The organism is Collinsella sp. OM04-5, from assembly GCF_003439125.1.
In the GTDB taxonomy this organism is placed as follows: Bacteria; Actinomycetota; Coriobacteriia; order Coriobacteriales; family Coriobacteriaceae; genus Collinsella.
In genome coordinates this window covers 1-24,951 of record NZ_QSUU01000014.1, presented here as the reverse complement: position 1 = coordinate 24,951, position 24,951 = coordinate 1, and the positions used below count along the sequence as shown (strand labels likewise).

Annotated in this window: 20 protein-coding genes; 17 read left to right on the top strand and 3 right to left on the bottom strand. The window is 60.8% G+C overall.

Annotated features, from left to right (window positions below):
• Positions 1-227 precede the first annotated feature (227 nt).
• Entirely contained in the window at positions 228-677 is a 450-nt protein-coding gene (locus DXB53_RS08560; RefSeq protein WP_147329328.1) for a hypothetical protein, read from the top strand.
• Between the two features lie 125 nt (positions 678-802).
• Here the strand turns inward: DXB53_RS08560 and DXB53_RS08555 are convergent, their stop codons facing one another.
• A complete protein-coding gene (locus DXB53_RS08555; protein ID WP_117584128.1) occupies positions 803-1,942 on the bottom strand; it encodes a DUF389 domain-containing protein in 1,140 nt (379 codons plus the stop codon).
• A gap of 307 nt (positions 1,943-2,249) precedes the next feature.
• Between DXB53_RS08555 and DXB53_RS09970 the strand changes: the two genes are divergently transcribed.
• Together DXB53_RS09970 and DXB53_RS08550 are read left to right on the top strand one after the other, a co-directional pair.
• On the top strand, positions 2,250-2,432 hold the full coding sequence (locus DXB53_RS09970; RefSeq protein WP_158556519.1) for a hypothetical protein: 183 nt from the start codon (positions 2,250-2,252) through the stop codon (positions 2,430-2,432).
• Positions 2,353-5,754, top strand: a complete 3,402-nt coding sequence (locus DXB53_RS08550; protein WP_117584127.1) for a CAP domain-containing protein — start codon at positions 2,353-2,355, stop codon at positions 5,752-5,754. The genes DXB53_RS09970 and DXB53_RS08550 overlap by 80 nt, the downstream gene beginning before the upstream one ends.
• Before the next feature lie 201 nt (positions 5,755-5,955).
• Here the strand turns inward: DXB53_RS08550 and DXB53_RS08545 are convergent, their stop codons facing one another.
• Positions 5,956-7,659, bottom strand: coding sequence for an OPT/YSL family transporter (locus tag DXB53_RS08545; RefSeq protein ID WP_117584126.1), 1,704 nt, complete (start codon positions 7,657-7,659; stop codon positions 5,956-5,958).
• Positions 7,660-7,948: 289 nt separating this feature from the next.
• On the opposite strand from DXB53_RS08545, the gene DXB53_RS08540 reads away from it, so the two are divergent.
• The 11 genes from DXB53_RS08540 to DXB53_RS08490 all read left to right on the top strand — a co-directional run bounded on the left by DXB53_RS08540 (position 7,949) and on the right by DXB53_RS08490 (position 18,425).
• Positions 7,949-8,800 carry a type III pantothenate kinase gene (locus DXB53_RS08540; RefSeq protein ID WP_117584125.1) on the top strand — a complete coding sequence of 284 codons (852 nt, stop codon included), beginning with the start codon at positions 7,949-7,951 and terminating at the stop codon, positions 8,798-8,800.
• An 82-nt stretch (positions 8,801-8,882) separates the two neighbouring features.
• Positions 8,883-9,407: a dCMP deaminase family protein gene (locus DXB53_RS08535; RefSeq protein ID WP_117584124.1), complete on the top strand. Its 525-nt coding sequence runs from the start codon at positions 8,883-8,885 to the stop codon at positions 9,405-9,407.
• 170 nt (positions 9,408-9,577) lie between these two features.
• Entirely contained in the window at positions 9,578-9,856 is a 279-nt protein-coding gene (locus DXB53_RS08530) for a NifU family protein (RefSeq protein ID WP_035137589.1), read from the top strand.
• A 109-nt stretch (positions 9,857-9,965) separates the two neighbouring features.
• Positions 9,966-10,787 (top strand): prolipoprotein diacylglyceryl transferase, encoded by an 822-nt coding sequence (gene lgt, locus DXB53_RS08525; protein WP_117584123.1) that lies wholly within the window; start codon positions 9,966-9,968, stop codon positions 10,785-10,787.
• A 145-nt stretch (positions 10,788-10,932) separates the two neighbouring features.
• Positions 10,933-13,116 (top strand): DUF6020 family protein, encoded by a 2,184-nt coding sequence (locus DXB53_RS08520; RefSeq protein WP_233503853.1) that lies wholly within the window; start codon positions 10,933-10,935, stop codon positions 13,114-13,116.
• 164 nt (positions 13,117-13,280) lie between these two features.
• On the top strand, positions 13,281-14,087 hold the full coding sequence (locus tag DXB53_RS08515; protein WP_117584122.1) for a YebC/PmpR family DNA-binding transcriptional regulator: 807 nt from the start codon (positions 13,281-13,283) through the stop codon (positions 14,085-14,087).
• 166 nt (positions 14,088-14,253) lie between these two features.
• Positions 14,254-14,799, top strand: a complete 546-nt coding sequence (locus DXB53_RS08510) for a hypothetical protein (RefSeq protein WP_117640268.1) — start codon at positions 14,254-14,256, stop codon at positions 14,797-14,799.
• Positions 14,792-15,169, top strand: a complete 378-nt coding sequence (locus DXB53_RS10140; protein WP_233503061.1) for a DUF2273 domain-containing protein — start codon at positions 14,792-14,794, stop codon at positions 15,167-15,169. The genes DXB53_RS08510 and DXB53_RS10140 overlap by 8 nt, the downstream gene beginning before the upstream one ends.
• Positions 15,170-15,213: 44 nt before the next feature.
• Positions 15,214-15,729, top strand: coding sequence for an Asp23/Gls24 family envelope stress response protein (locus DXB53_RS08500; protein ID WP_055251999.1), 516 nt, complete (start codon positions 15,214-15,216; stop codon positions 15,727-15,729).
• Positions 15,730-15,935: 206 nt separating this feature from the next.
• Positions 15,936-16,958, top strand: coding sequence for a YitT family protein (locus DXB53_RS08495; protein WP_117584120.1), 1,023 nt, complete (start codon positions 15,936-15,938; stop codon positions 16,956-16,958).
• Positions 16,959-17,108: 150 nt separating this feature from the next.
• Entirely contained in the window at positions 17,109-18,425 is a 1,317-nt protein-coding gene (locus tag DXB53_RS08490; protein WP_158551633.1) for a zinc-ribbon domain-containing protein, read from the top strand.
• Positions 18,426-18,565: 140 nt separating this feature from the next.
• On the opposite strand, the gene DXB53_RS08485 is transcribed toward DXB53_RS08490, so the two are convergent.
• Entirely contained in the window at positions 18,566-20,029 is a 1,464-nt protein-coding gene (locus DXB53_RS08485) for a M20 family metallopeptidase (RefSeq protein WP_117584118.1), read from the bottom strand.
• A gap of 168 nt (positions 20,030-20,197) precedes the next feature.
• On the opposite strand from DXB53_RS08485, the gene DXB53_RS08480 reads away from it, so the two are divergent.
• The 3 genes from DXB53_RS08480 (at position 20,198) to groL (ending at position 24,781) form a co-directional block, all read left to right on the top strand.
• On the top strand, positions 20,198-21,835 hold the full coding sequence (locus DXB53_RS08480; protein WP_233503852.1) for an amidohydrolase: 1,638 nt from the start codon (positions 20,198-20,200) through the stop codon (positions 21,833-21,835).
• Between the two features lie 918 nt (positions 21,836-22,753).
• Positions 22,754-23,047, top strand: a complete 294-nt coding sequence (gene groES, locus DXB53_RS08475; protein ID WP_022094351.1) for a co-chaperone GroES — start codon at positions 22,754-22,756, stop codon at positions 23,045-23,047.
• A gap of 96 nt (positions 23,048-23,143) precedes the next feature.
• Positions 23,144-24,781 (top strand): chaperonin GroEL, encoded by a 1,638-nt coding sequence (gene groL, locus DXB53_RS08470; protein WP_006234938.1) that lies wholly within the window; start codon positions 23,144-23,146, stop codon positions 24,779-24,781.
• Positions 24,782-24,951 lie beyond the last annotated feature (170 nt).

Sequence of the window (24,951 nt, the reverse complement as noted above, 5' to 3'; positions counted from 1 at the left end):
TCTCGGTGGCACCAAAAATTGCCTCCAGAACCCTGAGATAATGAACATATGTAGCCGTTCGCCGCAAATTATCGTCCGTTCATGGAACCTATCTCCAACGAGTTGTAACCATATGGTTTGATGTTGGAAACATATGATTGCCGGCAGGCCGTAGGTGACGTTTGCCCTGATATCGGAGGTTCCGGGTATGTTTTGTGCTCCGTTAAACAACTATCGGTTGGGCTAACATGGATCGCCGTGTTATTTCGATAACCCTTGCGGTGGTTTGCCTGGCTGTGCTCCTGGGCGCTGCAGGGCAGTTTGCTATAAATCGAGAAACATCCTATATGCAGGAATGCGTTTCCGAAGGCTTTGCCATTGACGGTTACTATCGGGATGACAAAACGAGTCGGGAAACCCTGGCTTTTCTTGAGGAGGACAACTGTCGATGGCAGCTGGTCGACCAAGACGGAATCTGCACAGACGGGCAGTTTAAGCGTACGGATGACCCCAACATCCTGATATTAAAGAAGGAAAACGGTGAAGAATTCGGTGCGGTCCACGTGGCGTACTTGTCACGCCGACGCGATCAGGGCTTGCTCTACCTATTTAGAGATACCAGGGTGACCCGTTTTTATCTGGTGAGTACCGGTCCGGCGTTTACGGTGGAGTCTGGCGATGTCGATGCGGACAGTTGATTCACGGCAATAAAACAGCGAGCGGGGCTCGGGTGTGAACTGCACCCCGCAATTTGCTCGTGTCCGTATCGCGTCTGTGCCTTGTCGTGGCTTGCGTCCGTGCGAGCATTCATCCCGCGCCGGCATCACTTCACATCAAACTCCACGCGATCGAGCTCGGGCACGTTGAGGTCAATGAGCTTGCGGGCGACGTGACGGTCGTGTGCCCCGAGTGTCTCGCTCGTCGTCACGTGGGCGACGATTTCGCGCTCTACAATGCCTTCCTCGTCCCCTTCGGTGGCCGAGGTCTCGACGGCGACGGTGTAATCCTTAAAGCCCGGCAGCACCGCGGCAAGCTCGCGTGTGGTCTCGGTGACGCCGTAGCCGTCCTGCACGCCGACCTGCGCCGAGCCAATAGACCCCGCGGTCATAACGATGCAGGGGATGGCAAAGATCACCGTGCCCACAATAATGCGGCGGCGCACCTTGCGTGACAGCTCGTCGACCTCGGCATTTTCCTCAGCAGTCACAATACCGTCGCCGTTGAGGTCGCGCTTGAGCGGCACACGCAATAGAAGTAGTACGGCTTCGGCAGCCAGTGCGATAAAGACCACGTTGATGCCAAACTCGTAAAGCGCCGAGAGAAACAGCGACCCGCTTGCGATGGCGATGCCGTAGCCCGCCGCGCACAGGGGTGGCATGAGCGCGGTCGCCACGGCCACACCGGCGATGAGCGTGGCGGGTTCCTGGTCGCGCGAGTTGCCCAGGCCGCCTGCAAAGCCGCCGGCGAGCGCGACAGCGAGGTCCCAGACAGTTGGTGTCGAATTGTCGATAATGGCGGCCGTGGTGGTGCCAAGGGGCGAGAGCTTAAAGTACAACGTGGATGTGACCAGGCAAAAGGCCATTTGCAGCGCAAGGCTGGCGACGGCTTCGACGGTAATCTCGCGGTCGAGCGTGGCAATGCCGTATGCCATGGCAAGAACCGAGCCCATGAGCGGGCAGATGAGCATGGCGCCCACGATGGCGATGTCCGAATCGATATCGAGGCCGATGCTCGCGATCAACATGGCGATGATGAGGATGCATAGGTGGGAGCCGGTCAGACGCGCCCCGTTTACAAAACGCTTGCGGATCACGTGATAGGGCGCGCGTCCCTCGCGAATGTTGAATGCGCGCTTTAGGAAGCGGGTGGCGTTCTCCATGGCCTCACTATGGGCAGGGCGGATGCCGTGGCGCCGGTGATGGCGTTCGCGCAGCCGCTTGATCTGTTGTTTATCGAGTTCCATGTCCACCTCGTTTTGGCAAGGGCCGCGTATCCCGCCCGTCGCCCTTACTCTACACCGTGGCGGGCGGGGTGTCTGTTGGATGCGGAATCCGATAGGGCGGATGACGCGGGAGCAAATGCAAATCACAGGCTCAATTCGATCCCGCAAGAATATGATGCGCCAGCTCCTACATATGTGACGAAATTGTGAAGCACGAGAGCGCGAATTTCAAAAAATCCGCTGGTGACCAATGTTGCGCAACAGAATTCAAAAATCAGCTCCTACATTTTGAAGCGTATGGATACATCCGTGTCAAAGGGAGAAAGCCATGGCAAACTACAGTCCACAGCACTTTGAGCCTCGGGCCAAGGCCGTCAACGTCAAGGGCGTTGCTAACCGCGCCGTCGCAACCGTTTTGACGGCGGGCCTCATTGCTCAGCCGCTCATGTCGCCGCTGGCGGCAATCGCCGCACCGTCAACCGGTAACGGCGATTCTGTTCAGGGGGGGTAGTTCTGTAGAGAACACCGTTGCCGCCGGTAACCAAGCGGTCGTAAAGACGGCTGCCCAGCTGGCCGAGGAGTCGGCAAAGCAGCTCAAGGACGCTCAGGCCGCCTACGATGCCGCCCAGAAGAAGGCCGACGCGGCGGGCCAGTCTCAAAAGCAAGCGCAGCAGCAAAAGAATCAGGCCTCGCAGGCCGTGACCGATAACGCCGCCGAGCAGAACGAGGCCGAGGTAGCCGCGCTTCAGGAGAAGATCGACGAGCTTAAGGCAGCCGTCGAAAAGACTGAGCAGCAGCAGAAGAAGCTGGGCAACCTGAACGATCAGCTCGAACAGGCCAACAAGAGTGTCGAGGATAAGACCCAGGCGCTCAAGGACGCCAAGGCAAAGCAGGATGAGGCCAAGAAGGCCCTCGATGATGCCCAGGCCAAGCTCGAGGCCATGGGTATGGACGAGTACGAGGCCGCCAAGAAGGCCGTCGAGGACGCGCAGGCAAAGCTCGATGACGCCAATAAGGCCGTTACTACTGCACAGGACAATCTGGACCAGGCCAAGGCTGCCGAGGCCAGCGCCCAGCAGGAAAAGCAGAATACCGAGGCAGCTTTGACGACTGCCCAGGCCAAGAAGCAGGAGACTGCCGCTGCTCTCGCAGCCGCAACCACCGCGCGCGATAACGCCCAGCAGAAGTTCGACCAGGCGCAGGCCGCGCTCGATGCTGCCGTCTCGGGTACGGGTGTTGACCTGAGTGCGCTTGAGGCCGCCAAGAAAGCTGCTGCTGGTGAGCTCAAGACCGCGCAGGCGGAGCTCAATGTCGCGACGGATGCCGACGCCACCGCACAGACAAATCTGCAGGCCGCCCAGGCTGCCGTCGCTGCCGCGCAGGAGAAGGCCAACGCCGCCAACGCTGCTGTGGCATCTGCCCAGTCTGCATACGATGCGGCAAACAAGGAGTACAAGGACGCGGCCAGTAAGCGTGACGCCGCGAAGACGGCATACGAGCAGGCCCAGCAGACCGAGGCCGACAAGAAGGCGGAGTACGATAAGCTTGTCGAAGTTCGCAAGCAGAAGCGCAGCGAGTGGGAGGCAGCCTGCGCTGCTTCGAACGCCGCGGAAAAGGCTTATGACGCTGCTAATGTCCAGGTTGAGGCTCTTGAGCAGCAGATTGCTGACCTCAAGTCCAACATGACCGTTGACCAGGAAGTCATCAGCCAAGGTATACTCGGCTTCATGAACTATATTAGCGACGGCAGCCAGTTCACAGCCACGCAGAAAAAGAACGCCCAGGACGCCGTATCGATGCTGACCGGTGCCGCTGACAAGGCCGAATGGTATGACCAGTACGTCGATCAGGACATGTCTCGCGACACCAACCCGCTTTCCTTGGAGCAGATGCGCAACGCCCTGACATATCTCGACACCCAGAACAACCTCCGCAAGGCGAACGGTCAGTCGGCGCTCAGCGTCAGCCTCCGCATGACTGTGGCAGCCGCCCTTAATGCATCATATTCATCGAACATCTGGGGACACTCGGACTGTTACTTCGACAATGGGGAAAACCTTGCTGGCGGCGGCGCATATACCGGCGGCGAGACTGAGGACACTCTCGGATGGCCCTATACCGGCCTCTACACTCAGGAGAAGGTTAATTACGAGAATTGGATTAAAAAGTACGGTGTGGATAGCGAGGCCGGCAAAGATCTCATGGCTCATCGCTATGATTCGTACTATATCTACCAAAACTATTACGATGTGTATCACGGTACAAAAGATAAGAATGGCAATCAAAGAGGAGACACCTGCGGGCACTATCTCAACATTATCGATTCCGCTACGGTGGCTATCGGTATCGCGACCGGTAGCGGTAAGAACACCGATTCCGAGGTAACCGTATTCGATTACAGCGCTGATGATACTCAGGCTGATTTCACTGTCTCCGAGTTCAAGAAGCTCGTGAACGACTACATCGACTCTGCCTATAACGCTGGCGGCACGCAGGCGCAGAAGGCGCAGCTCAAGGAGCTTCAGGGCAAGCTCGCCGAGGCGCAGAAGAACTTTGGAACTACTAGGAAAGCTTACTTCGCAGCTGTAAACGGGCAGGATGCCGCCCAGGACGCTTTCACCGCAGCAGATGTGAACATGAACACCGCCAAGGGTGAGTACGAGAAGGCTAAGTCCGACACCGCCGCCGCGAAGACGGCATACGACGCCGCGAAGGACGCACTCGGCGGAATCGACATCGAGTCCCTCAAGCAGAACCTCGATGCCGCCAAGAGCAAGGCCGCTACTGCCCAGGCAGCTCTCGATAAGGCAAACGCCGCGCTTGCTGACAGCAAGACGAAGGCAGCCGATGCCGCTGCTCACAAGGCGAAGGCTCGCAGCGCCCGCGATGCCGCCAAGGCAAAGTCCGATCAGGCCAATGAGGCGTATGACAACGCCACTGCTTCGGTCAAGGACCTTACCGCCAAGCGCGATGCCGCCAATACGGACCTTGCGAACAAGCAGGGCACGCTAGGCGAGGCCAAGAAGGCCGACGACACTGCCCAGGCTGACGTTGACAAGGCTCAGGCCGCAGATGCGCACGCCGCGACCGCTCTTTCGGACGCCAAGCAGGCAGTTGCCGCCAAGACGCAGGCCCTGTCCGACGCACAGGAGAAGGCTAAGGCCGCCGAGGGCGAGCTTGCCACCGCACACAAGGCCTTCGAGCGCTTCGCCGGCGCTCAGAAGGTGGTCGACGACGCCAAGGCCGCCTATGACGCTGCCGTCGCCGGTGTCGCCGATGCCCAGAAGCAGCTCGAGGCCGCCAACGAAGCCGTCGTCGATGCGAACCTCGAGATCGTCAAGACCAAGGCCGAGCTTGCCAACGACGAGGCACTCAAGGCCGATCTTGAGGCTGTCGACCACAAGGCATCCCTTGCCGCGGGCACGACGGGCAACGAGAAGCTGGTCAAGTTGAACGCTGCCTACGCTCGCTATAAGGCCGCCGTCGATGCCGCCGCTGGCCTCAAGGCTGCTCTGAGCGATGCCGATGCCAAGCTGTCCGATGCCAACGACGCCTATGCCGCCGCGCTTGCCGAGCTTGGCGATGCCAAGGATGCCCTGGCTGCCGCGCAGGCCGAGTACGACAAGTATCATCCCAAGGCTGAGCCGCAGGCCAAGCCTCAGGTTGCGCAGACTGCTGCAAAGGCCCCCGTTGCCAAGAAACAGGCCGCGCCTGCCGCGCTCGCCCAGACCGGTGATGACTCTGCGCTTGCGGGCGAGGTCTTCGTTATCGGCGGTATTACACTCGTGGCTGCGGGTGTGACGCTGGGCGATCGTCGCCGCAAGCAGATGTAGCGTTTCGAGCGTAGATTCTGCAACGAACTTCGGTTCATAGCAGGAACGCTTCGATAGCTAAACCGATAAGGCCGGCGCGCTGTCATACGCAGCGCGCCGGCCTTTCTTTGCGTTGGTATCAAAAAGCCCGGTCGGTAGCCGCGAAAGCTACCGACCGGGCAAATCGTAGACAATATGGTTGCTGTCGAGCAGCTGCTCAGCTTAGCCCAGCAGGCTTAAGCCCACGGAGACAAACGCCAGGATAACGCCGACGATGGACTCGCCGCCGAGCAGGCCGCTGGCAACGACCAAGCCCTGTTCCTGGAAGGCGGCGTCCTTGGCAGCCATCTCCTCGTCAGAAAGACCAGCTGTGGCGTCGCGGTGGGCGGACCACTTGTCGTAGGCGAGCTTGATACAGGAGCCCAGGAATGCCGTGAGTGACATGTAGAACGGCAGGTACACGCCCAGGCCGATCATCATGGCCGGAATGCCGAGCCAGTACATGACGATGCCGGCGATAAAGCCGCCTGCGAACCACGGCACGCTCGGGATGCCCGAGACCATGGTGGCGACGACGCTTGCCTGCGCGGCCACAAAGCTCTTGTCGGGGCCGAAAGCATCCGGACCATAGGCGGTGACAAGCGCGACCATGACGGCAGCGGCGACCAGGGCGCCCACGATGCCGCCGATGGCCTGGCCGATCCACTGCGCACGCGGATTGGTGCCCAGCACGGCGCCGGCCTTAAAGTCGTTCATGACGTCGCCCGCAAGGCCGCATGCCACGGCCACGATGCCGGCGATAAAGAACAGCTTGACCTGGGCGATCTGTGCGAAGGCAGCCACGATGAGCATGACGATGAGGCCGAAGATCTCCATGGGGTCGATGCCCGTCTGGCCGCAGCTCTGCGCGCTCATGATGGTGGTGACAAAGGTGAACAGCGTGACGATGACGGCCGGGACGGGGCCAAGGTCGAGCGCGATGGCGACGATCACGGCGATGGCGGCAGTACCCAGGCCGATGATGCCGGCGTCGAGCTTAAGCGAGCCCGAGATGAGCGACTGCTCGTCGGTGTCGCTGGAGCTGTCGGCGGCGAGGCCGCGGGCGATGCCGGCGACCTGCGGCAGGATGTCCTTGAGGACGACGGCGACGCCAAAGCCCATCATGAGGCCCATGCCGAGCGATTTGACGATGCCCTGCGCAGTCACAACGTCGAATAGACCGGCAGCGGTGCCGCCCACGATGATGCCAAAGTTACCTAGCAGCGCGCCGGCAAACCAGAAGGCAACCGGGGCGAAGCCAACCAAAAAGCCGATGGAGAGCAGCATGGGCGAGTTATAGATGGCAAAGGTCACGCCGGGGATATTGAGCGTGCACAGCATGCTGGGCACCACGCCCAGAGCGTCGCGAAGCACGCTGTAGATGCCTGCGATGGCCATGGAGCCAAAGAGCTGCTTGCCGGTCTTGCCGCCGGCCTCGGTGGCGCGCAGTGTCTGAGCTGCGGCATTGCCGGTGGGAAACTCCAGCGCGGCGTCCACGATAAAGTGGCGGTGGATGAGCGCCGTTGCCAGCAGGCCCAAGATGGTGCCGGCGAGTGCCACGATAAACATGTCGAGCCAGCTGATCTGGTCGGCATAGCCCAGCATCCAGGCGCCCGGGATGGTAAACGCCAGGCCGCCGGCGACCATGGCGCCCGCGGACATGATGGTGTGGGTGACGTTGGCCTCGTTGAGGCTGGCGTCACCCATGAGCTTCAGGAAGAACAGCGAGATGACGGCAGCGAAAATAATCGGCCAGGGGAGTGCACCCATCTTGAGGGCCGTGTAGGCCGAGCTTGCCGTGATGATCACGCAGCCAAGGACGCCGATGACGACGCCGCGCAGCGTGAGTTGCCCGCGCATCGAAGCGCGGTTCGAGGGATTGCTCATATAAAACTCCTTTGCGTATATCCGCTTCCCCCGGGAGCGCCGTTACGGATACGGCGCGGGAAGTCGGGTTACCAAGGGTCGCCGCGTGAACTCGCAAACGACCGCGCACCAGTATAGCGGCACGGCAGTTAATTTGGGACTGGGCTTTTTTAGCTATCCCAAACGAAGCCGAAGGATGATTATTCTGGGACGGGGATTTAAAAATCATCAGGTACGCAATGATTTTTAAATCCCCGTCCCAGAATAATCATCGGGATATACTGCTGGGCAGACGAAAGGAGCGCCGACGATGCTTAATGGGTGCGCATATATATTGACGGTCGACGTGGGCAACACGTTCATTCGCTTTGGCCTGTTTGCAGAGGATTCGGCCGCGGCGCAGGAATGTCCGCTTGCGACATGCGAGATCACGACGCCGTCGAGCATTACGGCCGACGAAGCGCGCATGCGACTTATGCAGGTCATGGGCGCGCTCGCCGCCGATGCAGGTGTGCCCGGGGTGCTTGCACCCGCCGCGGCCGTGCTGAGCTGTGTAGTCCCGGCGCTCGAGCGCCCGTGGAAGGCGGCACTTTCCCGCACCTGCACGGGGCGCGTGCTCACCGTGGGGCCGGGACTTAAGACCGGCATACCCGTGCACTACGACGATCCGGCCGAGATCGGCCCCGACCGCATCGCCGATGCCGTGGCGGCCCGCGCCGTCTACGGCTCGCCGTGCATCGTGATTGACCCGGGCACGACGACCAATATCGAGGTCATCGACGTGCACGGTACCTTTGTGGGCGGCGTTATCGCGCCAGGCCTGGCCCTCGGCGCCCGTTCGCTTTCGGCGGCAGCAGCGCGCCTACCCCAGGTTGAGCCCTCGGCGCCAACGCACGTCATCGGACGCAACACGCGCGAGGCCATGCGCTCGGGTGTGGTTTTGGGCGAGGTAGCCCGCATCGACGGAATGCTCGACATGGTGCTTGCCGAGATGCGCGCGACCAAGGCCGCGGGGGAGGGCGATGTGCCCATCGTCATTACCGGCGACGATGCCGAGGCACTTGCGGCGCTGGTCGGCCATAGCCTGACGGTAGACGACGCGCTGACGTTGCGGGGTCTCGCCGAGCTCTACCGCATCAACCAAAAGCCCCGCTGCGCGTAGGGCGAGGGGCTGGTGGGATAAGCGCCCCTACCTTTCACCTGCTACAATGGGCCAAACTATTGCGATTGCGGAGGTGTCTGCCATGTCGGACGATCTTCATCAAACCGCGTCGGGCAAGCGCCGCGACGTTATTAGCTGGGACGAGTTCTTTATGAGCGTGGCCATCGCCGCGCAGCGCCGCAGCAAGGACCCCAACACGCAGGTGGGAGCGTGCATCGCCAGCACCAACCACCGCATCCTTTCGGTGGGTTACAACGGCACGCCCTCGGCGCTCAACGACGACTTTTTCCCGTGGGGTACGAGCGATGACCCGCTGCAGGACAAGCACAACTACGTGGTCCATGCCGAGGCCAACGCCGTGCTCAACTACCGTGGCTCGCTCAAGGACCTCGAGGGTTCCACGGTTTACGTCACGCTGTTCCCGTGCCACGACTGCGCCAAGATCCTGGCGCAGGTGGGCGTGGGCGAGGTCGTCTACCTGGACAATAAATATGCCGACACCGATGACGGCCGTATCAGCCGCCGCATTCTCGACTCCTGCGGCATCAGCTACCGCCAGGTCATCGTCGATGTCCAGATTGGTACCGGGGGACAGGCTCGGCAGTAGCGCGTGCCAACGCCAGCTGGCGGCAAAACAGCCAAAAGAGCCCCGTCCCAAATTGACTGCTCGTGAAAGTCGTGTCCGCACGCATGGCTGGCGCCTAAGCGGGTACATGGCTGTAGTAACATAGCCCCTGTCCGCGGGCGTGCCCGCGTTATTGTGAGAAAGGAGCCCCTGTGGCTGTTAACGAAGAGCTGCTTAAGAAGGTTCTTGAAGAGATTCGCCCCAACCTGCAGGCCGATGGCGGCGATATGGAGTATGTGGGCGTCGACGACGAGGGTGTTGTCAAGTTGGAGCTGCAGGGCGCCTGCGCCGGCTGCCCCATGAGCTCGCTAACTCTTTCCATGGGTATCGAGCGCATCCTGAAGGAGCATGTGCCCGGCGTTACCCGCGTTGAGCAGGTCAATGCTTCCGGCGAGGCCGAGGACCTGTACGACGAGTACGCGCCGTTCTAAGATGCGAAAGCTGCGGACGGTACGCTTCGCATAGACGTTACGCCCAAATATGCGGCTGCGAGCGTAAGGCCCGCGGCCGCATTTGTATGTAGGGAGCAGGGGGATCGATATGCTCAACGACCTCTACCATATGCTTGATCCCGTCGCGATCTCGGCGGGCCCCATCACCATCTACTGGTACGGCCTGGCCTACGTGGTCGGTGCTCTGCTCACGGCGGTCGTTATGTACCGCACGCAGCGTCGTTGGGGCTTCGACATTACGATCGATGACCTGACGAGCGTCGTGGTCGGCGCGGTCTTTGGCCTCATCATCGGCGCGCGCCTGTTTTACGTCGTCTTTTACGGCGATGGCTACTATTGGACCCACCCGCTCGAGATCTTTGCCACCAACGAGGGCGGCATGAGCTTCCACGGCGGCCTGGTGGGCGGCATCTTGGGCGGCATCATCGTGTGCCGCATGTATAAGCTCGACGCCTGGACCGTCGCCGACCTTGCCGTGATCGGCGCCCCGCTGGCCCTATGCCTGGGCCGTTGTGCCAATTTCGTCAACGGCGAGCTGTGGGGTAAGCCGACCGATCTGCCTTGGGGTGTGGTCTTTGGCGGCACCGCGGGCGATATGCCGCGCCATCCTTCCCAGCTCTATGAGGCATTCCTAGAGGGCGTCGTGCTCTTCTGTATTTTGCAGGTGCTCAGCCGCAAAAAGCCGCTGCTGCCCCAGGGCACGTTTATGGGCGTGTTCGTGATGGGGTACGGCATCGTCCGCTTTCTCGTTGAGTTTGTGCGCGTGCCCGATGCCCAGCTGGGCTATCTGCTGGGCGGCGTCATCACCATGGGTCAGCTGCTGAGCCTGCCACTCGTAATTGCGGGCCTGGCGCTCATCATCTTTGCCCGTCACCGCAACCGTCCCCAGCGCATCTATCTCGACGCCTAACCGCCACATACCACCACAAAGGGGACAGGCACCTTTGTGGTGGTTTTGCTAGGCAACGATGACAGAACCGTAACGTTTCCCCAGATAAAACCTGCCAAAATAAACCTGTCCCTTTTTGGCAGGTTTCTAGAAAGGCTTTCGGACTGTGAAGGATTCCGACCTCTCCACAACGGCTGCGCGCGACGCTGCCCGCATCGTCTGGTTTAAGCGCTACCCCGCCAAGCAGACGCTCATCGCATTTCTGCTCGCGCTGTTGGCGACCACGGCGTTTTCCATCGATCCCGCGCCGGTCTCGAGCAACGCAGTCTTGGCGATTGACCCCAAAGCCTCGGGCATGCTGTACGTGTGCTACGAGGTGCTCCTCTCGTTTGCCGGCCATACCGACGCGGTCATGCTGCTTGCGCTTGCCTGCCTGCTCACGCTGCCGTTTCGCTACGTATTCTTTGGCCGTGGCGACACCTGGCGCCCGTCGATCATTCTGCCGTCGCTGTTTTTCGCCATCTGCATGGTGTTCGGCCGCAGCTACGACCTCACCGACTCGGCCGAGATTGTTCTTGGCGACAAGGCCCGCATCATCTGTGCCTGGATTGGCGGCGCGGGCTGGATGCTCTTGGCGATCGTTGCCTTCTACCTGGCTTTTGAGTGTCTAGATTGGCTGAGCTCTCGGCGCATTCCGTTTTCCGAAGCGCACTTTGGCCGCGTATGGCGTGTGGCTCACGCCGTGCTCTCGGCCCATCCCTTTGCCGGGCCCTTCCTGGTGCTTATGATCGCCTGGGCGCCCACGCTCATCGCTTCGCTGCCCGGCCTTTTTATGGGAGATACGGGTGCGCAGATTCGCCAGTGGTTCAACTATCCCAACGGCACGAGCGACTACCTGCGCCTGCTCAACCCCAATGTCCTGCTCAACGGGCATCACCCGGTCGTGCACACGGCTATCATCGGCTCGTGCGTGCAGCTGGGGCTTTCGCTGTTCAACAGCGCTAACGCGGGCCTCATCATCTATACCTGCGCTCAATTTGTCATCACGGCTGCCTGCATGGCCTATTCCATTTCGTCGCTGCGCAAACTGGGCGTGAGCCTGCCGGTTCGCGGTGCGATCCTGCTGTTCTTTGCGTTTATGCCGATGTTCTCTAACTACGCGGCCCTGCTCACCAAAGACGTGCTCTTTGCCGACGCGTTTTTGGTGCTGCTGGTACAGACCGTCAAGCTCGTGGCATGTGGCTTGCCCCGTCGTGATGCCAATGTCGAGCGGGCGGGCGAGAAAGCCCCCGTGCTCTTTGCGCGCCACGACTGGCTGTTGCTTGCGCTGGCTGCCATGGGTTCCACGTTTTTGCGCAATGGCGGCCTGGTCTTTCCGTTGGCGGCCTGCGTGATTGCGGCGGCGTTTTGCGCATGGGATGTACATGTCGCTCGTCGTGCGGCTAAGCAGACGGGCACCGCGGTCTCATGCGCCACGCCGCGCTTCCGCTGGGTTGGCGTCCTCGCGGTGCTCGTACTCTGCCTTGCCTCTAATATGTACTTCACCAAGGTCTTTATGCCGGCGCACGACATCACGCCCGGCTCCAAGCGCGAAATTCTCTCGATTCCGTTCCAGCAGACGGCTCGTTTCGTTCAAAAGCACGATGGCCTCAACTCGGGTGTCAACCCCACGGTAAAGGAGGACGGCACTATCGCGGAGGCTCCTTGCGACGGCTTGGTGACCGACGAGGAGCGCGTCGTGATCGATCGCGTGCTCAAGTACGAGAACCTGGGCCGCCGCTACAACCCTGACAAGTCCGATGCCGTCAAGAACTGCTTTAACGAGTACGCCTCGCAGGAGGACATCAAGGCCTATTTTGAGGTCTGGGCGCAGATGTTCAAAAAGGATCCCGAGTGCTATATCTCGGCGCTCATCAATAACTATTACGGCTACTTTTATCCGAGTGCCCGCGATGCCTGGGTCTACAGCACGGCGCGTAGTGCCGAGATCATGGCGCGTCCCGACAACCTCAAGTACTTCGACTTCCATCCGGTTGACAGCAACGTGGTGCGCTGGTGCGACCACCTGATCAATCTGTACCGTGTGGCGGTGCAGCGCATCCCGTTTATTTCGCTCACCATGAGCTCGGCCACCTATGTGTGGATCATGATTGCCGTGGTGGTCTACCTGCTGCGTCGTCATTCATGGCGTGCGCTGGCGATCTGGGTGCCGCTGTTGGGCGTGCTCGCCGTGTGCCTGATTGGTCCGTGCAACGGCTCGACCTACATGCGCTACCTGTATCCGGTCATCGCCTGCATGCCCTTCGCCATCGGCGCCACCGTCACCCGCAGCGACTTCCTCTGGTCCTAACTTGGTGCATTGGGGTCAGGTTTCTTTGCACCAAAGGGGACATCATCACGACGCCTTCATTTTGGGGTTTATCTCGCAGGCTAGTAGGTATATCATAACGACGTTTGTTTATATTGCCCGAGCATCTGCGCTGGGCTTTAGGTCGAAACCGATAGGAGACACGTATGTCCGGACACTCTAAGTGGGCCACAACCAAGCATCGTAAGGGCGCGCAGGACGCCAAGCGTTCCGCCCTCTTCTCCAAGCTCAGCCGCAACATCACTGTTGCTGCCCGTCTCGGCGGTGACCCGCTGCCCGAGAACAACGCCAGCCTCGCCGCTGCCGTTGCCAAGGCCAAGGCTCAGTCCATGCCTAAGGACAAGATCAAGTCCGCTATCGACAAGGCTTTTGGTTCGGGTGCTGACGCCGCCGTCTACGAGAACATCGTGTACGAGGGCTACGGTCCCGCCGGTGTCGCCGTCTACGTCGACTGCCTGACCGACAACCGCAACCGTACCGCCGCTGATGTCCGTTCCGCCTTCTCCCACGCTGGTGGCAACCTGGGCACCTCCGGCTCCGTCGCCTTCCAGTTTGAGCGCAAGGGCCAGATCGTCGTCGCCAAGGAGATCCTGGATGAGAACGCCAAGAAGGAGACCATGATCGCCAACGGTGCTGCCGGTGACGAGGATGAGTTCATGATGGCTATCGCCGAGGCCGGTGGCGAGGACTACGAGGATGCCGGCGAGGAGTGGATCGTCTGGACTGCTGCCAACGAGGTCATGGCTGTCTCCAAGGCGCTCGAGGAGCAGGGTGTCCAGGTCAAGGGCTCCGAGACCACCATGGTCCCGACCACCCCGACCGAGGTTTCCGGCGCCGACGCCAAGAAGGTCCAGCGCCTCATCGACCGTCTTGAGGAGCTCGACGACGTCCAGGACGTCTACAGCACCATGGACATGACCGACGAGGTCATCGCTGCCCTCGAGGAGGAGTAGCGCCAGCACGGATTGAGCCGTGCATATCTGGGCATAATGAAGCGAGCATGCAAGCCTCGTGGAATAGATGAGCCGGATCCGCGTGCGTAGAGCACCGGACCCGGCTCTTTTATAATGATGCGAACCGTTCTGCATTTCGAGAGCCGAGATTTGAAGGGAGCGCCGCGTGCGCGTACTCAAACGAGCCCTAGCGATCGTGTATCTTGCCGCCACCATCGTGGCACTGGGTACGCTTGTCTGCCAGTTTTGGGGGCCGTATACGTATCGCTTTATGCTGCTGATGCGCGACCCCATGCCGCGCATCGTCGTGACGGCGTGCGCCGGCGTCGTGGCGATCGGCGTACTGCTGAGCTTTTTCCGCCTGATGTTCGCCCGTCGCGAACCGTCCTGCGTGCATCCGGCGGGGGAGCGCAATATCGAGGTTACCCTTGCGGCGCTTTCTTCGTGCGCCAGGGTTGCTGCCGAGCGCGACGACCGCGTGATGGTCGAGCATGTCGAGGCTCGCGTCCAAGGCCCCGACGATTCGCACGTCCGTTTTAAGGTCGAGGCTATCGCGCTTGACGATAAGGACGTGGCATCTCTGGCTACCGCGATGCAGCAGCGCATCGAAGAAGCCTGCGATACCATGCTCGGCGCGCCGGGTACGACCGCGCGCGTCCGTTTTTTGCCGTCCAAGACTACCGTCCAGACCGTGGAGGTTTCCGGTGAGTGATACCAATCAAGATAAGACCGCTCGTACGCCGCGCCTGACGATTGACCAGAGCGCCACGTCGGCGAGCGAACCTGTTGATTCCAAAGCAGAGGCAACCGAGTTACAAGACGCGGCAGCCGCGGATTTTGACGAGGCTATGGGTCTCATCAAGGGTACGGGCGCTGCCGTCTGGAGCTATGCTGTGCGTCATCCCAACACCACGCTCGGCGCCGTCGCCGGCTTTATCCTCGCCGTGTTGGTGCTCACGTTGGGCCTGTGGGACACGCTCGTCATTGCATTCTTCGTGCTGATCGGCGCTGTGATCGGCCAAATTCGCGACGGCGAGAACGGGATCGTGAACTTCTTCGGCCGTCTGTTTAGCGGCCGCTAATATGTATTCGACTGTCGCATCCGCGGCGGGCATAAGGAGGAACCATGGCTTTTAATACGAAGGTCGATGTAGCCGATACCGAGCTCGAGGAGAACGAGGCGGTCGTCGCCGAAGCTGAGGATGTGACGCTCGAGGATGAGGCTCTCGTCGAGGCCGAGTCCGATACGGATGAGGACGACGAGGAAGCGGATGAGTCCGAGGACTCGCTGACCTATTCCAACGGCGTGATCGAGAAGATCGTTGCCATGGCCACCCGCGAGGTTCCGCACGTTCTGGGCATGAAGGGTAACCTCATGCACTTTGTGCAGGAGCAGTTTGGTGCCGAGAATCTGACCAAGGGCGTGACGGTCGAGGTCACCGACGATAATCGCGTGGTCGTCAACATCTCCGTCATCATCGAGTACGGCGCCTATGCGCCCGCGATCTTCGACGATGTTAAGGCACGTGTCACCGAGCGCCTTGCCGCGATGACTGGCCTTGAGGTGGCGGGCGTCAACCTGCGCATCGAGGATGTCATCACCCCCGAGGAGTACGAGCACCGCACCAGCCAGCACGAATAACCTTCCAAAAAGGGACAGGTTTGTTTTGGCAGGTTTTATCTGCGAAAACATTAAACGGCCGACCGCGCAAGCAAAAGCGTGGCCGGCCGTTTTTGTACGCTCCCGATATAGTCATACCGCTCGTCTAACTAAGGGTTGCAATCCCCACGTTCCGCGTTACTCTAATGGGCGCATTGTTTCCAAATTGTTAACGAGGGGTTGCCGTAATGGCCGACGAGCACGAAACAGAAAGCAAGGCATGGGCAATTGAGGCCGCTGCGGCAGAGGCGGCGTCGCGTGCTGCCGAGGAGGTGCATCGTCCTCCCGTAGTGCCGATGGAACGCGTGGTCGATCGCGATGTTATCGAGCGGGGCGAGCGCGCTGGTCGCAAGCGCAGCCAGGAGCCGGGCTTTCCGCGCTTTTTTGCCGAGCTCAATTTGGGCCTGATCCTCACGGCCTTTGCCATCGTCGCGTTTAAAACCCCTAATCACTTTGCTTTTGGCGGCACCTCGGGCGTGTCGGTCATTCTGTCCACGCTGTTCCCGACCCTGCCCGTCGGCGTCTTTATGTGGATTATCAATGCGGTCCTGGTCGTTCTGGGCTTTATCTTTTTGGAGCGCAAGGCAATCCTGTGGAGTGTCTTTGCCTCGTTTGCGCTGTCCGCCTATGTTTCGCTGTTTGAGCTCTTTATTCCGACCGATGTCTCGATGACGGGCGATATGTGGCTCGACCTGTGCTTTGCCGTGATTCTGCCGGCGCTCGGCAGCGCCATCGTCTTTGATATTGGTGCCTCGACGGGCGGCACGGACATCCTCGCCATGATTCTCAAACGCCGCACCACGCTTGAGATCGGCCGTGCGCTGCTGTTGGTCGATATCGGCATCGTGACCATCGCGGCCTTCTTGTACGGTCCGCGCGTCGGTCTGTACTGCGTGCTCGGCCTGTTTGCCAAGACGCTTGTGGTCGACAAGGCCATCGAGAGCATTCACCTGCGCAAAGTCTGCACGGTCATTTGTTCCGAGCCCCTTAAGGTCGAGGAGTTTATCGTCAAGCATCTCAACCGTACGGCGACTATCAGCCGCGGCTACGGTGCTTTCTCGGGCAAGTGCGTGACGGTGATCATGAGCGTGCTAAGCCGTCGCGAGGCCGTGCAGCTGCGCCGCTATGCGCGCGAAGTCGATCCGGGTGCCTTTATCACGATTGTCGACAGCTCCGAGATCGTCGGCAAGGGTTTCCGCGGAACGAACTAACGCGGTCGAGCTCATCAAACAATCGAATAGCGCCCTGCGCATTGCAAATGCGTCATGTTGGAGTATTTGTCCCCACATTGGGTGATAATGATGCTAAAGACATCGTTTGCGATCCAGATGATTCGCTCAAGATACGAAGGGATGATCTCGATGTTCTGTTCGCAGTGTGGTGCCCCCATGGGCGACAACGATAAGTTCTGTGGTGCGTGTGGTGCCCCCAATGCCGGTGCCGCAGCCTCTGCCCCTCAGGGTCAGCCCCAGCAGTTTGTTCCGCAACCGCCCGTGGCGAATGCGTCCAAGGGCTGTGTGGCTCAGGCGTTTGAGGATATGACCAAGACTCCGGGCGTGCTGCAGCGCGTGTGCCAGATTGCCTTTTTACCGGCGCTGATTTGTGTTGTGTCGGTACTCGTGCTGTTTATTCCCGTTATTGGCGGCATTGCAGCTGCCATCGGCTTTTTGGCAGCTTGCATTGCGAGCGTGTGTGGTTCCGGCTTTGGTATTGAGTGGGGTCGCGATCTGTCGCTCAAGGTTGATGGCGGTATGGATCGTCCACTCATGCGTTCCACGTCGTTTGGCCTCGGAGTCTTTTCGAGCGTTATCTCGGTCGTGCTCGAGGTTATCGCTGCCATTCCCGTTATCGGTGTAGTGCTTTCGCTGGTGGAGAGCGTGGTAATTGGCGCCGCGGGCTCGTATTCGTATTACGGCTCCTATGCACTCGAGGCAGCGCTGTTTGGCTCGCTTGGCCTGCTTGTCCTGGCTATGATTGCCACGGCGGTCTTGGGGGTCTTCTTTAAGATGTTCGCCGACATTGCCGTGATGCACTTTGCGGTGACCGGTCGTGTCGAGAGCGCGTTTTCGCTCGACAAGGTCTGGGCGGCGTTTAAGCACAACAAGACCAAGCTGTTCTGCGCTTCGTTCCTTCCCGAGTTTTTGACGGGTCTGGTCGCCAACGTTGTCACATGGATCCTGACGCTCGTCTTCGGCGCCATTGCCTCTGTCGGTATGTATAACTACTACTACCGTCCTTCGGCTATTGAGGCGCTTGTTACCGGCGGTGGCATCACGCTCGTATTGTTCTTGGTGCTGACGGCGTTTGTCACGGTATTCCTTACGGTCTTTGGCAAGATGCTCAAGCATCGTGCCGTTGGCTATTGGGTAGCGCGTTATGCAGCTGAATGGGCTGATGAGGATAAGGATGACGTCCTGACCTTTGTGCTGCCGTTTGAGAAGAAGTCTGCTCCGGCTGGTTTTAGCACCGACGCAGCGCCCGTATCCGATTCCGCTGCGGCGCCTGCGCCCGAGCCCGAGCCCGAGCCCGCGCCCGAGCCCGTGCCTGAGCCTGAACCTGAGCCCGTGCCTGAGCCCGAGCCCGCGCCCATGCCGGAACCGGAGCCCGAGCCTGCGCCTGAGCCCGTGCCTGAGCCCGAGCCTGCGCCAAGCTCCGACGAGGACCCGCAGGACGAGTAACCCTGCCACCTGCCATTTGGGGACGGGGTAGAAACGGTAGAAATAGCGCTTGACAAATAAGCGGGGACGGACGTGCCGAAGCGTCCGCCCCCGCTTTGATATCGCGATGCGGCTATGACTGCGAGATGGTCGTGGATCGACTACTCGTCGTGCTTCTCCTCGCGGCGAGCGGCGGCACGTGCATCATGGATGCCCTTGATGGCGGCATGGCGCGCCGTGCGGGCATCGTGCATGGCGTCGCGGGCCTCGGCGGCCGTGGCCTTGGCAGAGCGCAGTTTGGCTGCCAGGTCGGGATTGGTCTCGGCGACCGCGGCAATCGTGGGGCCGTCGAGCTCTTCTTGTGTGGGCTCGGCCAAAAAGTCGATGGCATATTGGGCGGCCACCATGGAGCCCTTGGCCAGTACCGACTCGTCAATCTTGTAGAAGCAAGAATGTTGGGCGTACGTGGCGCCAATCTGGGGGTTGCGCGTGCCAACAAAGGCGAGCACGCCCGGTACGCGGCGCAGGTACTCTGAAAAATCCTCACCCGAGAGTGTGCCGCGATAATGGCCTTGGCCGGTGGGGCCCAGGCATTTGATTACTGCCTGGCGGCAGCGCTCGCTCGAGGCGGCATCGTTTTCGACCTTGTAATTGGCGATGGTGTAGTCGGTGAGCTCTGCCTCGGCGCCCAAGGCGGCCGCGGTATGCTCCACGATGCGGCGCATGAGCTCCGGCATTTCCTCGTGGGTCGAATCTCCGTAGGTGCGCACCGTGCCGGCGAGGTAGGCCGTGCCGGCGATAACGTTGCGCGCGGTGCCGCCGTGCAGCTCGCCGACGGTAATGACGGTCGGCTCGTAGGGACTGATCTCGCGCGAAACGATGGTCTGCAGAGCGTTGACGATCTCGGCGGCAACCATAACGGCGTCGTGACCGCGCTGGGGCATGGCGCCGTGGCACGAGGTGCCGCGGACGTCGATGCGGAACCAGTCGGTATTGGCCATGCGCGGTCCGGGCTCGCAGCTCACGGTGCCGGCGTCGACCTCACTCCAGATGTGCGCGGCGTAGGCGCCATCGACGCCGTCGAGCACGCCCGTGCCGATCATGAGCTTGGCGCCCTGGCCGTTTTCCTCGCTGGGCTGGAAGACGATGCGGATCTCGCCGTGGATGTCGTCGGTCATATGGCGCAGGATTTGCAGCGTGCCGAGCATCATGGCGATGTGGCAGTCGTGGCCGCAGGCGTGCATGCAGCCCTCGTTGACGCTGGCAAACTCCTCGCCGGTCTGCTCGGTGACGGGCAGGGCGTCGATGTCGGCGCGCAGCAGGATGCGGCGGCGTGGCGTGCCGTCCTCGCGATAGGCATCCGACGCGGTACCGCGAAGCGTTGCCACCAAGCCGGTCTTGAGCGGACGCTCGTAGGGGATATTCATGGCGTCGAGCTGGTTGGCGATGTCGGAGGTCGTGCGCTCCTCGGCAAGGCTCAGCTCCGGGTGCTTATGGAAGTGCCGGCGCTGCTTGATGATATAGGGTTCAAACTCGGTAGCGATATCTTTGATGGCTGCGGTGACGTCGTCAGCCGCGCGAGCCTCGGTCGCCGCCATAATCTGCTGTGCCTTGGTCTTCGTCATGGTCGATTTGCTCCTTGCTGGGTTGATCGCAAAATCGTACAGGCTCTCTCCAGTATGCCACCTGCCGCTAGGGCTGGTAAAGTTGCCGTTTGCCGCTTGGGGTTTTGTTACAAGGGCGGGGGAGTACACTCGGGGGTGTTGAATTTCCTGCCAGAGATGGGGATGCCCATGCAACATATCGATCGGATTATCCGCTCCAAGAACGTCTTTACCGCGCAAGACGGCATCGATACCGCCCGCGAGCTGGCGATTGCCATCGCAGGCGACCGTATCGTCGCAGTCGGTGCGCCCGATGACGTGATTGCCGCCGCGCCTGCCGCCACGCCGGTTATCGACTACGGCGAGCAGTTTGTCTGCCCAGGTTTCCATGACGCTCATCTGCACTTCTTCCATACCTCGGTCGGCTCCTCGCCGTACATGCTCATGGATATGGGCACGTCCGAGGCGGCGCTGGTGCAACACGCGCTCGAGTTTTCCCAGGACCTGCCCGATGACGCTTGGGTTGTGACGCAGGGCTGGCGCGACTACCGTTGGGACCCGCCCGAGCATCCTACCAAGGCGTCGCTCGATGCGGCATTCCCCGATCGCCCCTGCGTTATGTATTCGGGCGACGGCCATACGCTGTGGCTCAACAGCCGCGCACTCGAGGCGCTCGGCGTCACGCGCGACAGCGAGCCGCCAGCGGGCGGTGGCTACGACAAGGACGCAAGCGGCGAGCTCACGGGCATTGCTCACGAGGCGGCTGCCATGCAGCTGCTACCGCGCTGCCTTGAGTGGCTGGGCGAGGATCGCATCGCAAGCGCTTACGCCGATCAAATGAGGCGGATGGCCGAGCAGGGCATCACCTCGATATGCGATATGTCGCTCATGCCCATGCCGGGCTGCGACTTTATCCGCGACGATGTCTACGACAAACTGCAGGCAGCCGGCAAGCTGGGCATCCGCGCCCATTTGTTTCCCACGCTGCTGGATGACCAATCGCGCTTGGAAGAGCTACAGACCCGCTACGCGAACAACGCGCTGCTCTCGGCGCCAGGCTTTAAGCAGTTCTTCGACGGCGTGTCGAGCGAACACACGGCATATCTCACCGAGCCCTATACCAATCCGCGCTTCCCGGGCGACCAGGGCCGTCTGACAGTTCCTGCCGAGCGCATGCGTAAGCTGGTTCTGGCGGCCGCGGAGCGCGGCCACACTGTGCGTATCCACGTCATCGGCGACGGTGCCATCCATGCTGCGCTCGATATCTTTGAGGAGGCGGCAGAGCTCTACGGCCTGCCCCAGCACGGCCATAACACACTCGAGCATCTGGAGAACCTCCTGCCCCAGGACATCGATCGCCTGCGCAAGCTCAACGTGGTCGCCTCGAGCCAGCCCTGCCACATCACGCTCGATCCGGGTGGCCCAGAGCGCGACTTTGGCCTGGAGCGAAGCCGAATCATGTGGCCGTTCGCAACCTATAAGCAGCGCGGCATCCGCCAAGCCTTCGGAACTGACAGCCCTATCACGCCCGTTACCAGCATGAACGTGCTCTACACGGCCATCACGCGCCAGGACCCCAAAAGCCACTGGCCCGAGGGCGGCTGGTTGCCGAGCGAGCGCATCGATGCGGCAACGGCTCTGCGCAACTACACTCTGGGCAGCGCCTATGCAGCGGGCGACGAGCAAAACCTCGGCAGCCTGGAACCCGGTAAATACGCCGACCTGGTAGTCTTGGACCAAAACCCACTCACCATCGACCCCCAAGAACTCCAAGCCACCAAAGTCCAAGCCACCTACCTAGCCGGCAACCTGATCTACGAGCGCTAAGTATTCATGTCTTACCGTTAAACGCGGCTCGGGCAGCTTATTTTGGGATGGCGCTCGAGCCGCGTTTGCGTTTCGGTGAGGATCCGCCATGTGCGCCCCTGCTCTGTTGGATTTGGGCGCGGGGTTGAGGTGCTGCTCCGTGCGTTCAATTTGGACATCAGCAGTGAAACCTCATGGTGTTTTGCATACTTCCAGTTGCAGATTGCATAAAAAAGCTGAGATGTTCTTTCCGGTCCTGATGTACCCCCGCCTGGGCCGTGCAAAAAACGGAGTATTCAGCACCGCGAGCTCTGCCGGTGCCGCTGCGGCTGAGTAACGTTACGGAGATTGACGTCATTTTGGGCTCCGGTACGGCGCGAAGTACGCCCATTTGTCCCAACGGGGTCTGCCCACCGACCAAAACCGCCCGCTGAAGGCGTTCTTGGGACCAATAAGGTATGTCCGGCGCGTATGCAGCCGTCCTGGCTTGCTGAATACTCCCAAAAATGCACGGTGCTCCCCAGGGGACCCGTGCGCGCAGCGAAGACCATGCCCACATTCCTATCCGCATCGCCATTTTGCTGCACTGACTTTTCTGAATGCCGGGCCCGAATTAGTTAACCTGCCTCCCGTGTGGCTCCGGAGGGGCGGGGCATAAGGTTTATCGCGAGTTCCGCACGAGCCGAAGGCCACTTAATGTGGCCTTCGTGCGAGCAGGACTGCCCGAGCAGGAAACCTTATGCCCCGCCCCTCCGGAGCCACACGGGAGGCATCGCTAAGTTATCCCCCGGCATTCAGAAAATCTAAGTGCCAAAAAATAAGATTTTTTGACTCCGTGTTGTATAACCCGCCATTCGTGGGTACCATTCAACGCGTACGCAAACAAAAAGGGTTAACCCGCGCGGCATGACCGCGCGGCCCACAAAGGAGGAAACAAGCATGTCGTCTTTGAAGCCGCTTGCAGATCGCGTCCTGGTCAAGCCCGACGAGGCCGAGCAGAAGACCGCTTCTGGTCTGTACATCGCCAGCAACGCTCAGGAGAAGCCGCAGCGCGGCACCATCGTTGCCGTGGGCGCCGGCAAGGTCAACGACAAGGGTGAGCGCATCCCCATGGACGTCAAGGTTGGCGACGTTGTCATCTACGGCAAGTTCGGTGGCAACGAGGTCAAGGTCGACGGCGAGAAGTATCTGCTCATGCGCGCCGACGACATCTACGCCGTCGTCGAGGCCTAGTCTCGTCAGAATCTCTGATTCGTCTTTGAACGCGATCGTCGCATAGGACTCGGAAGCGGCGACGCGAGTCACATTTCTTTTGGAGGATTACTCACCATGGCAAAGAACATTACGTTCAACACCGATGCCCGCGCTAAGCTCGCCAAGGGCGTCAACACTCTGGCCGACGCCGTTACCGTCACCATGGGCCCCAAGGGCCGCTACGTTGCGCTGCAGCGCACGTTCGGTGCCCCGACCATCACCAACGACGGCGTTTCTGTCGCTAAGGAGATCGAGCTCGAGGACAACATCGAGAACATGGGCGCTCAGCTGGTGAAGGAGGTCGCCACCAAGACCAACGACACCGTGGGTGACGGCACCACCACCGCAACCCTGCTCGCCCAGGCCATCGTCAACGACGGCCTGCGCAACGTCGCCGCCGGCGCCAACCCGCTGGCCATCCGTCGCGGCATCGACAAGGCTGTAAACGCCGCCGTCGCCGAGATGAAGAAGCAGGCCAAGCCGGTCGAGACCAAGGAGCAGATCGCTTCCGTCGGCACCATCTCCGCTGGTGACCCCGAGGTTGGCGAGAAGATCGCCGAGGCCATGGAGGTCGTGGGCAAGGACGGCGTCATCACCGTCGAGGATTCCCAGACGTTCGACATCACCATCGACACCGTCGAGGGCATGCAGTTCGACAAGGGCTATGTCTCCGCTTACTTCGTCACGGACAACGACCGCATGGAGGCCGTGATGAAGGATCCGTACATCCTCATCACCGACCAGAAGATTTCCAGCGTTCAGGACATCATGCCTGTTCTCGAGGCTGTCCAGCGCGCCGGCCGTGGCCTGCTCATCATCGCTGAGGACATCGACGGCGAGGCTCTGCCGACCCTGGTCCTCAACAAGATCCGTGGCGCTCTCAACGTCTGCGCCGTCAAGGCCCCGGGCTACGGCGATCGCCGCAAGCGCATCCTGGAGGACATCGCCGTCCTCACCGGTGGCCAGGCTGCTCTGGACGAGCTGGGCGTGAAGGTCGCTGACATCACCGCCGATATGCTCGGCACCGCTAAGTCCGTCACTATCTCCAAGGACAACACCGTCGTCGTCGGCGGCGCCGGCTCCAAGGAGGCCATCGACGCCCGCATCGCTCAGATCAAGGGCGAGATGGAGAACACCACCTCTGACTTCGACCGTGAGAAGCTCCAGGAGCGCCTGGCCAAGCTCTCCGGTGGCGTTGCCGTCATCAAGGTCGGCGCTGCTACCGAGTCCGAGCTCAAGGAGATCAAGCACCGCGTTGAGGATGCCCTGCAGGCTACCCGCGCTGCTGTCGAGGAGGGCATTGTCGCCGGTGGCGGCGTCGCCTTCATGGACGCTGCTCCTGCGCTCGATGCTGTCGAGATCGACGACCCCGAGGAGAAGATCGGCGTCGATATCGTCAAGAAGGCTCTGACCGCTCCGGTCGCTACTATCGCCAAGAACGCTGGCTTTGAGGGCGCTGTCGTGGTCGACAAGGTTGCCGAGCTGCCCGCCGGCCAGGGTCTCAACTCTGCCAACGGCGAGTGGGGCGACATGATCGAGATGGGCGTCCTCGACCCCGTCAAGGTCAGCCGCGTCACCCTGCAGAATGCTGCTTCTGTCGCCAGCCTGATCCTCATCACCGAGGCCACCGTCTCCGATGTGCCCAAAAACACTCAGCTTGAGGACGCTATCGCTGCTGCTACCGCTGGTCAGCAGGGCGGCGGTATGTACTAAGGCCGACAAGGTCTAGAACTCCCACCGGGAATCCGGGGGCGTGACGGGGGCTTCCCTCCGGAACGTCCTCGGACATGCAAAGAGGCTCCGCATCGCGCTTCGCGCTGCGGAGCCTCTTTGCGTCCTGACGCTCCTATTTGGCAAGGTGTTTTTTAGAATCCATTTTGCGC

Coding starts and splice junctions, on each gene's coding strand:
- DXB53_RS09970 (WP_158556519.1), top strand. CDS start 2,250: ATGGCAAACTACAGTCCACAGCACTTTGAGCCTCGGGCCAAGGCCGTC.
- DXB53_RS08515 (WP_117584122.1), top strand. CDS start 13,281: ATGTCCGGACACTCTAAGTGGGCCACAACCAAGCATCGTAAGGGCGCG.
- groES (WP_022094351.1), top strand. CDS start 22,754: ATGTCGTCTTTGAAGCCGCTTGCAGATCGCGTCCTGGTCAAGCCCGAC.
- DXB53_RS08545 (WP_117584126.1), bottom strand. CDS start 7,659: ATGAGCAATCCCTCGAACCGCGCTTCGATGCGCGGGCAACTCACGCTG.
- groL (WP_006234938.1), top strand. CDS start 23,144: ATGGCAAAGAACATTACGTTCAACACCGATGCCCGCGCTAAGCTCGCC.
- DXB53_RS08560 (WP_147329328.1), top strand. CDS start 228: ATGGATCGCCGTGTTATTTCGATAACCCTTGCGGTGGTTTGCCTGGCT.
- DXB53_RS08535 (WP_117584124.1), top strand. CDS start 8,883: ATGTCGGACGATCTTCATCAAACCGCGTCGGGCAAGCGCCGCGACGTT.
- DXB53_RS08495 (WP_117584120.1), top strand. CDS start 15,936: ATGGCCGACGAGCACGAAACAGAAAGCAAGGCATGGGCAATTGAGGCC.
- lgt (WP_117584123.1), top strand. CDS start 9,966: ATGCTCAACGACCTCTACCATATGCTTGATCCCGTCGCGATCTCGGCG.
- DXB53_RS08480 (WP_233503852.1), top strand. CDS start 20,198: ATGCAACATATCGATCGGATTATCCGCTCCAAGAACGTCTTTACCGCG.
- DXB53_RS08490 (WP_158551633.1), top strand. CDS start 17,109: ATGTTCTGTTCGCAGTGTGGTGCCCCCATGGGCGACAACGATAAGTTC.
- DXB53_RS08485 (WP_117584118.1), bottom strand. CDS start 20,029: ATGACGAAGACCAAGGCACAGCAGATTATGGCGGCGACCGAGGCTCGC.
- DXB53_RS08540 (WP_117584125.1), top strand. CDS start 7,949: ATGCTTAATGGGTGCGCATATATATTGACGGTCGACGTGGGCAACACG.
- DXB53_RS08500 (WP_055251999.1), top strand. CDS start 15,214: ATGGCTTTTAATACGAAGGTCGATGTAGCCGATACCGAGCTCGAGGAG.
- DXB53_RS08555 (WP_117584128.1), bottom strand. CDS start 1,942: ATGGAACTCGATAAACAACAGATCAAGCGGCTGCGCGAACGCCATCAC.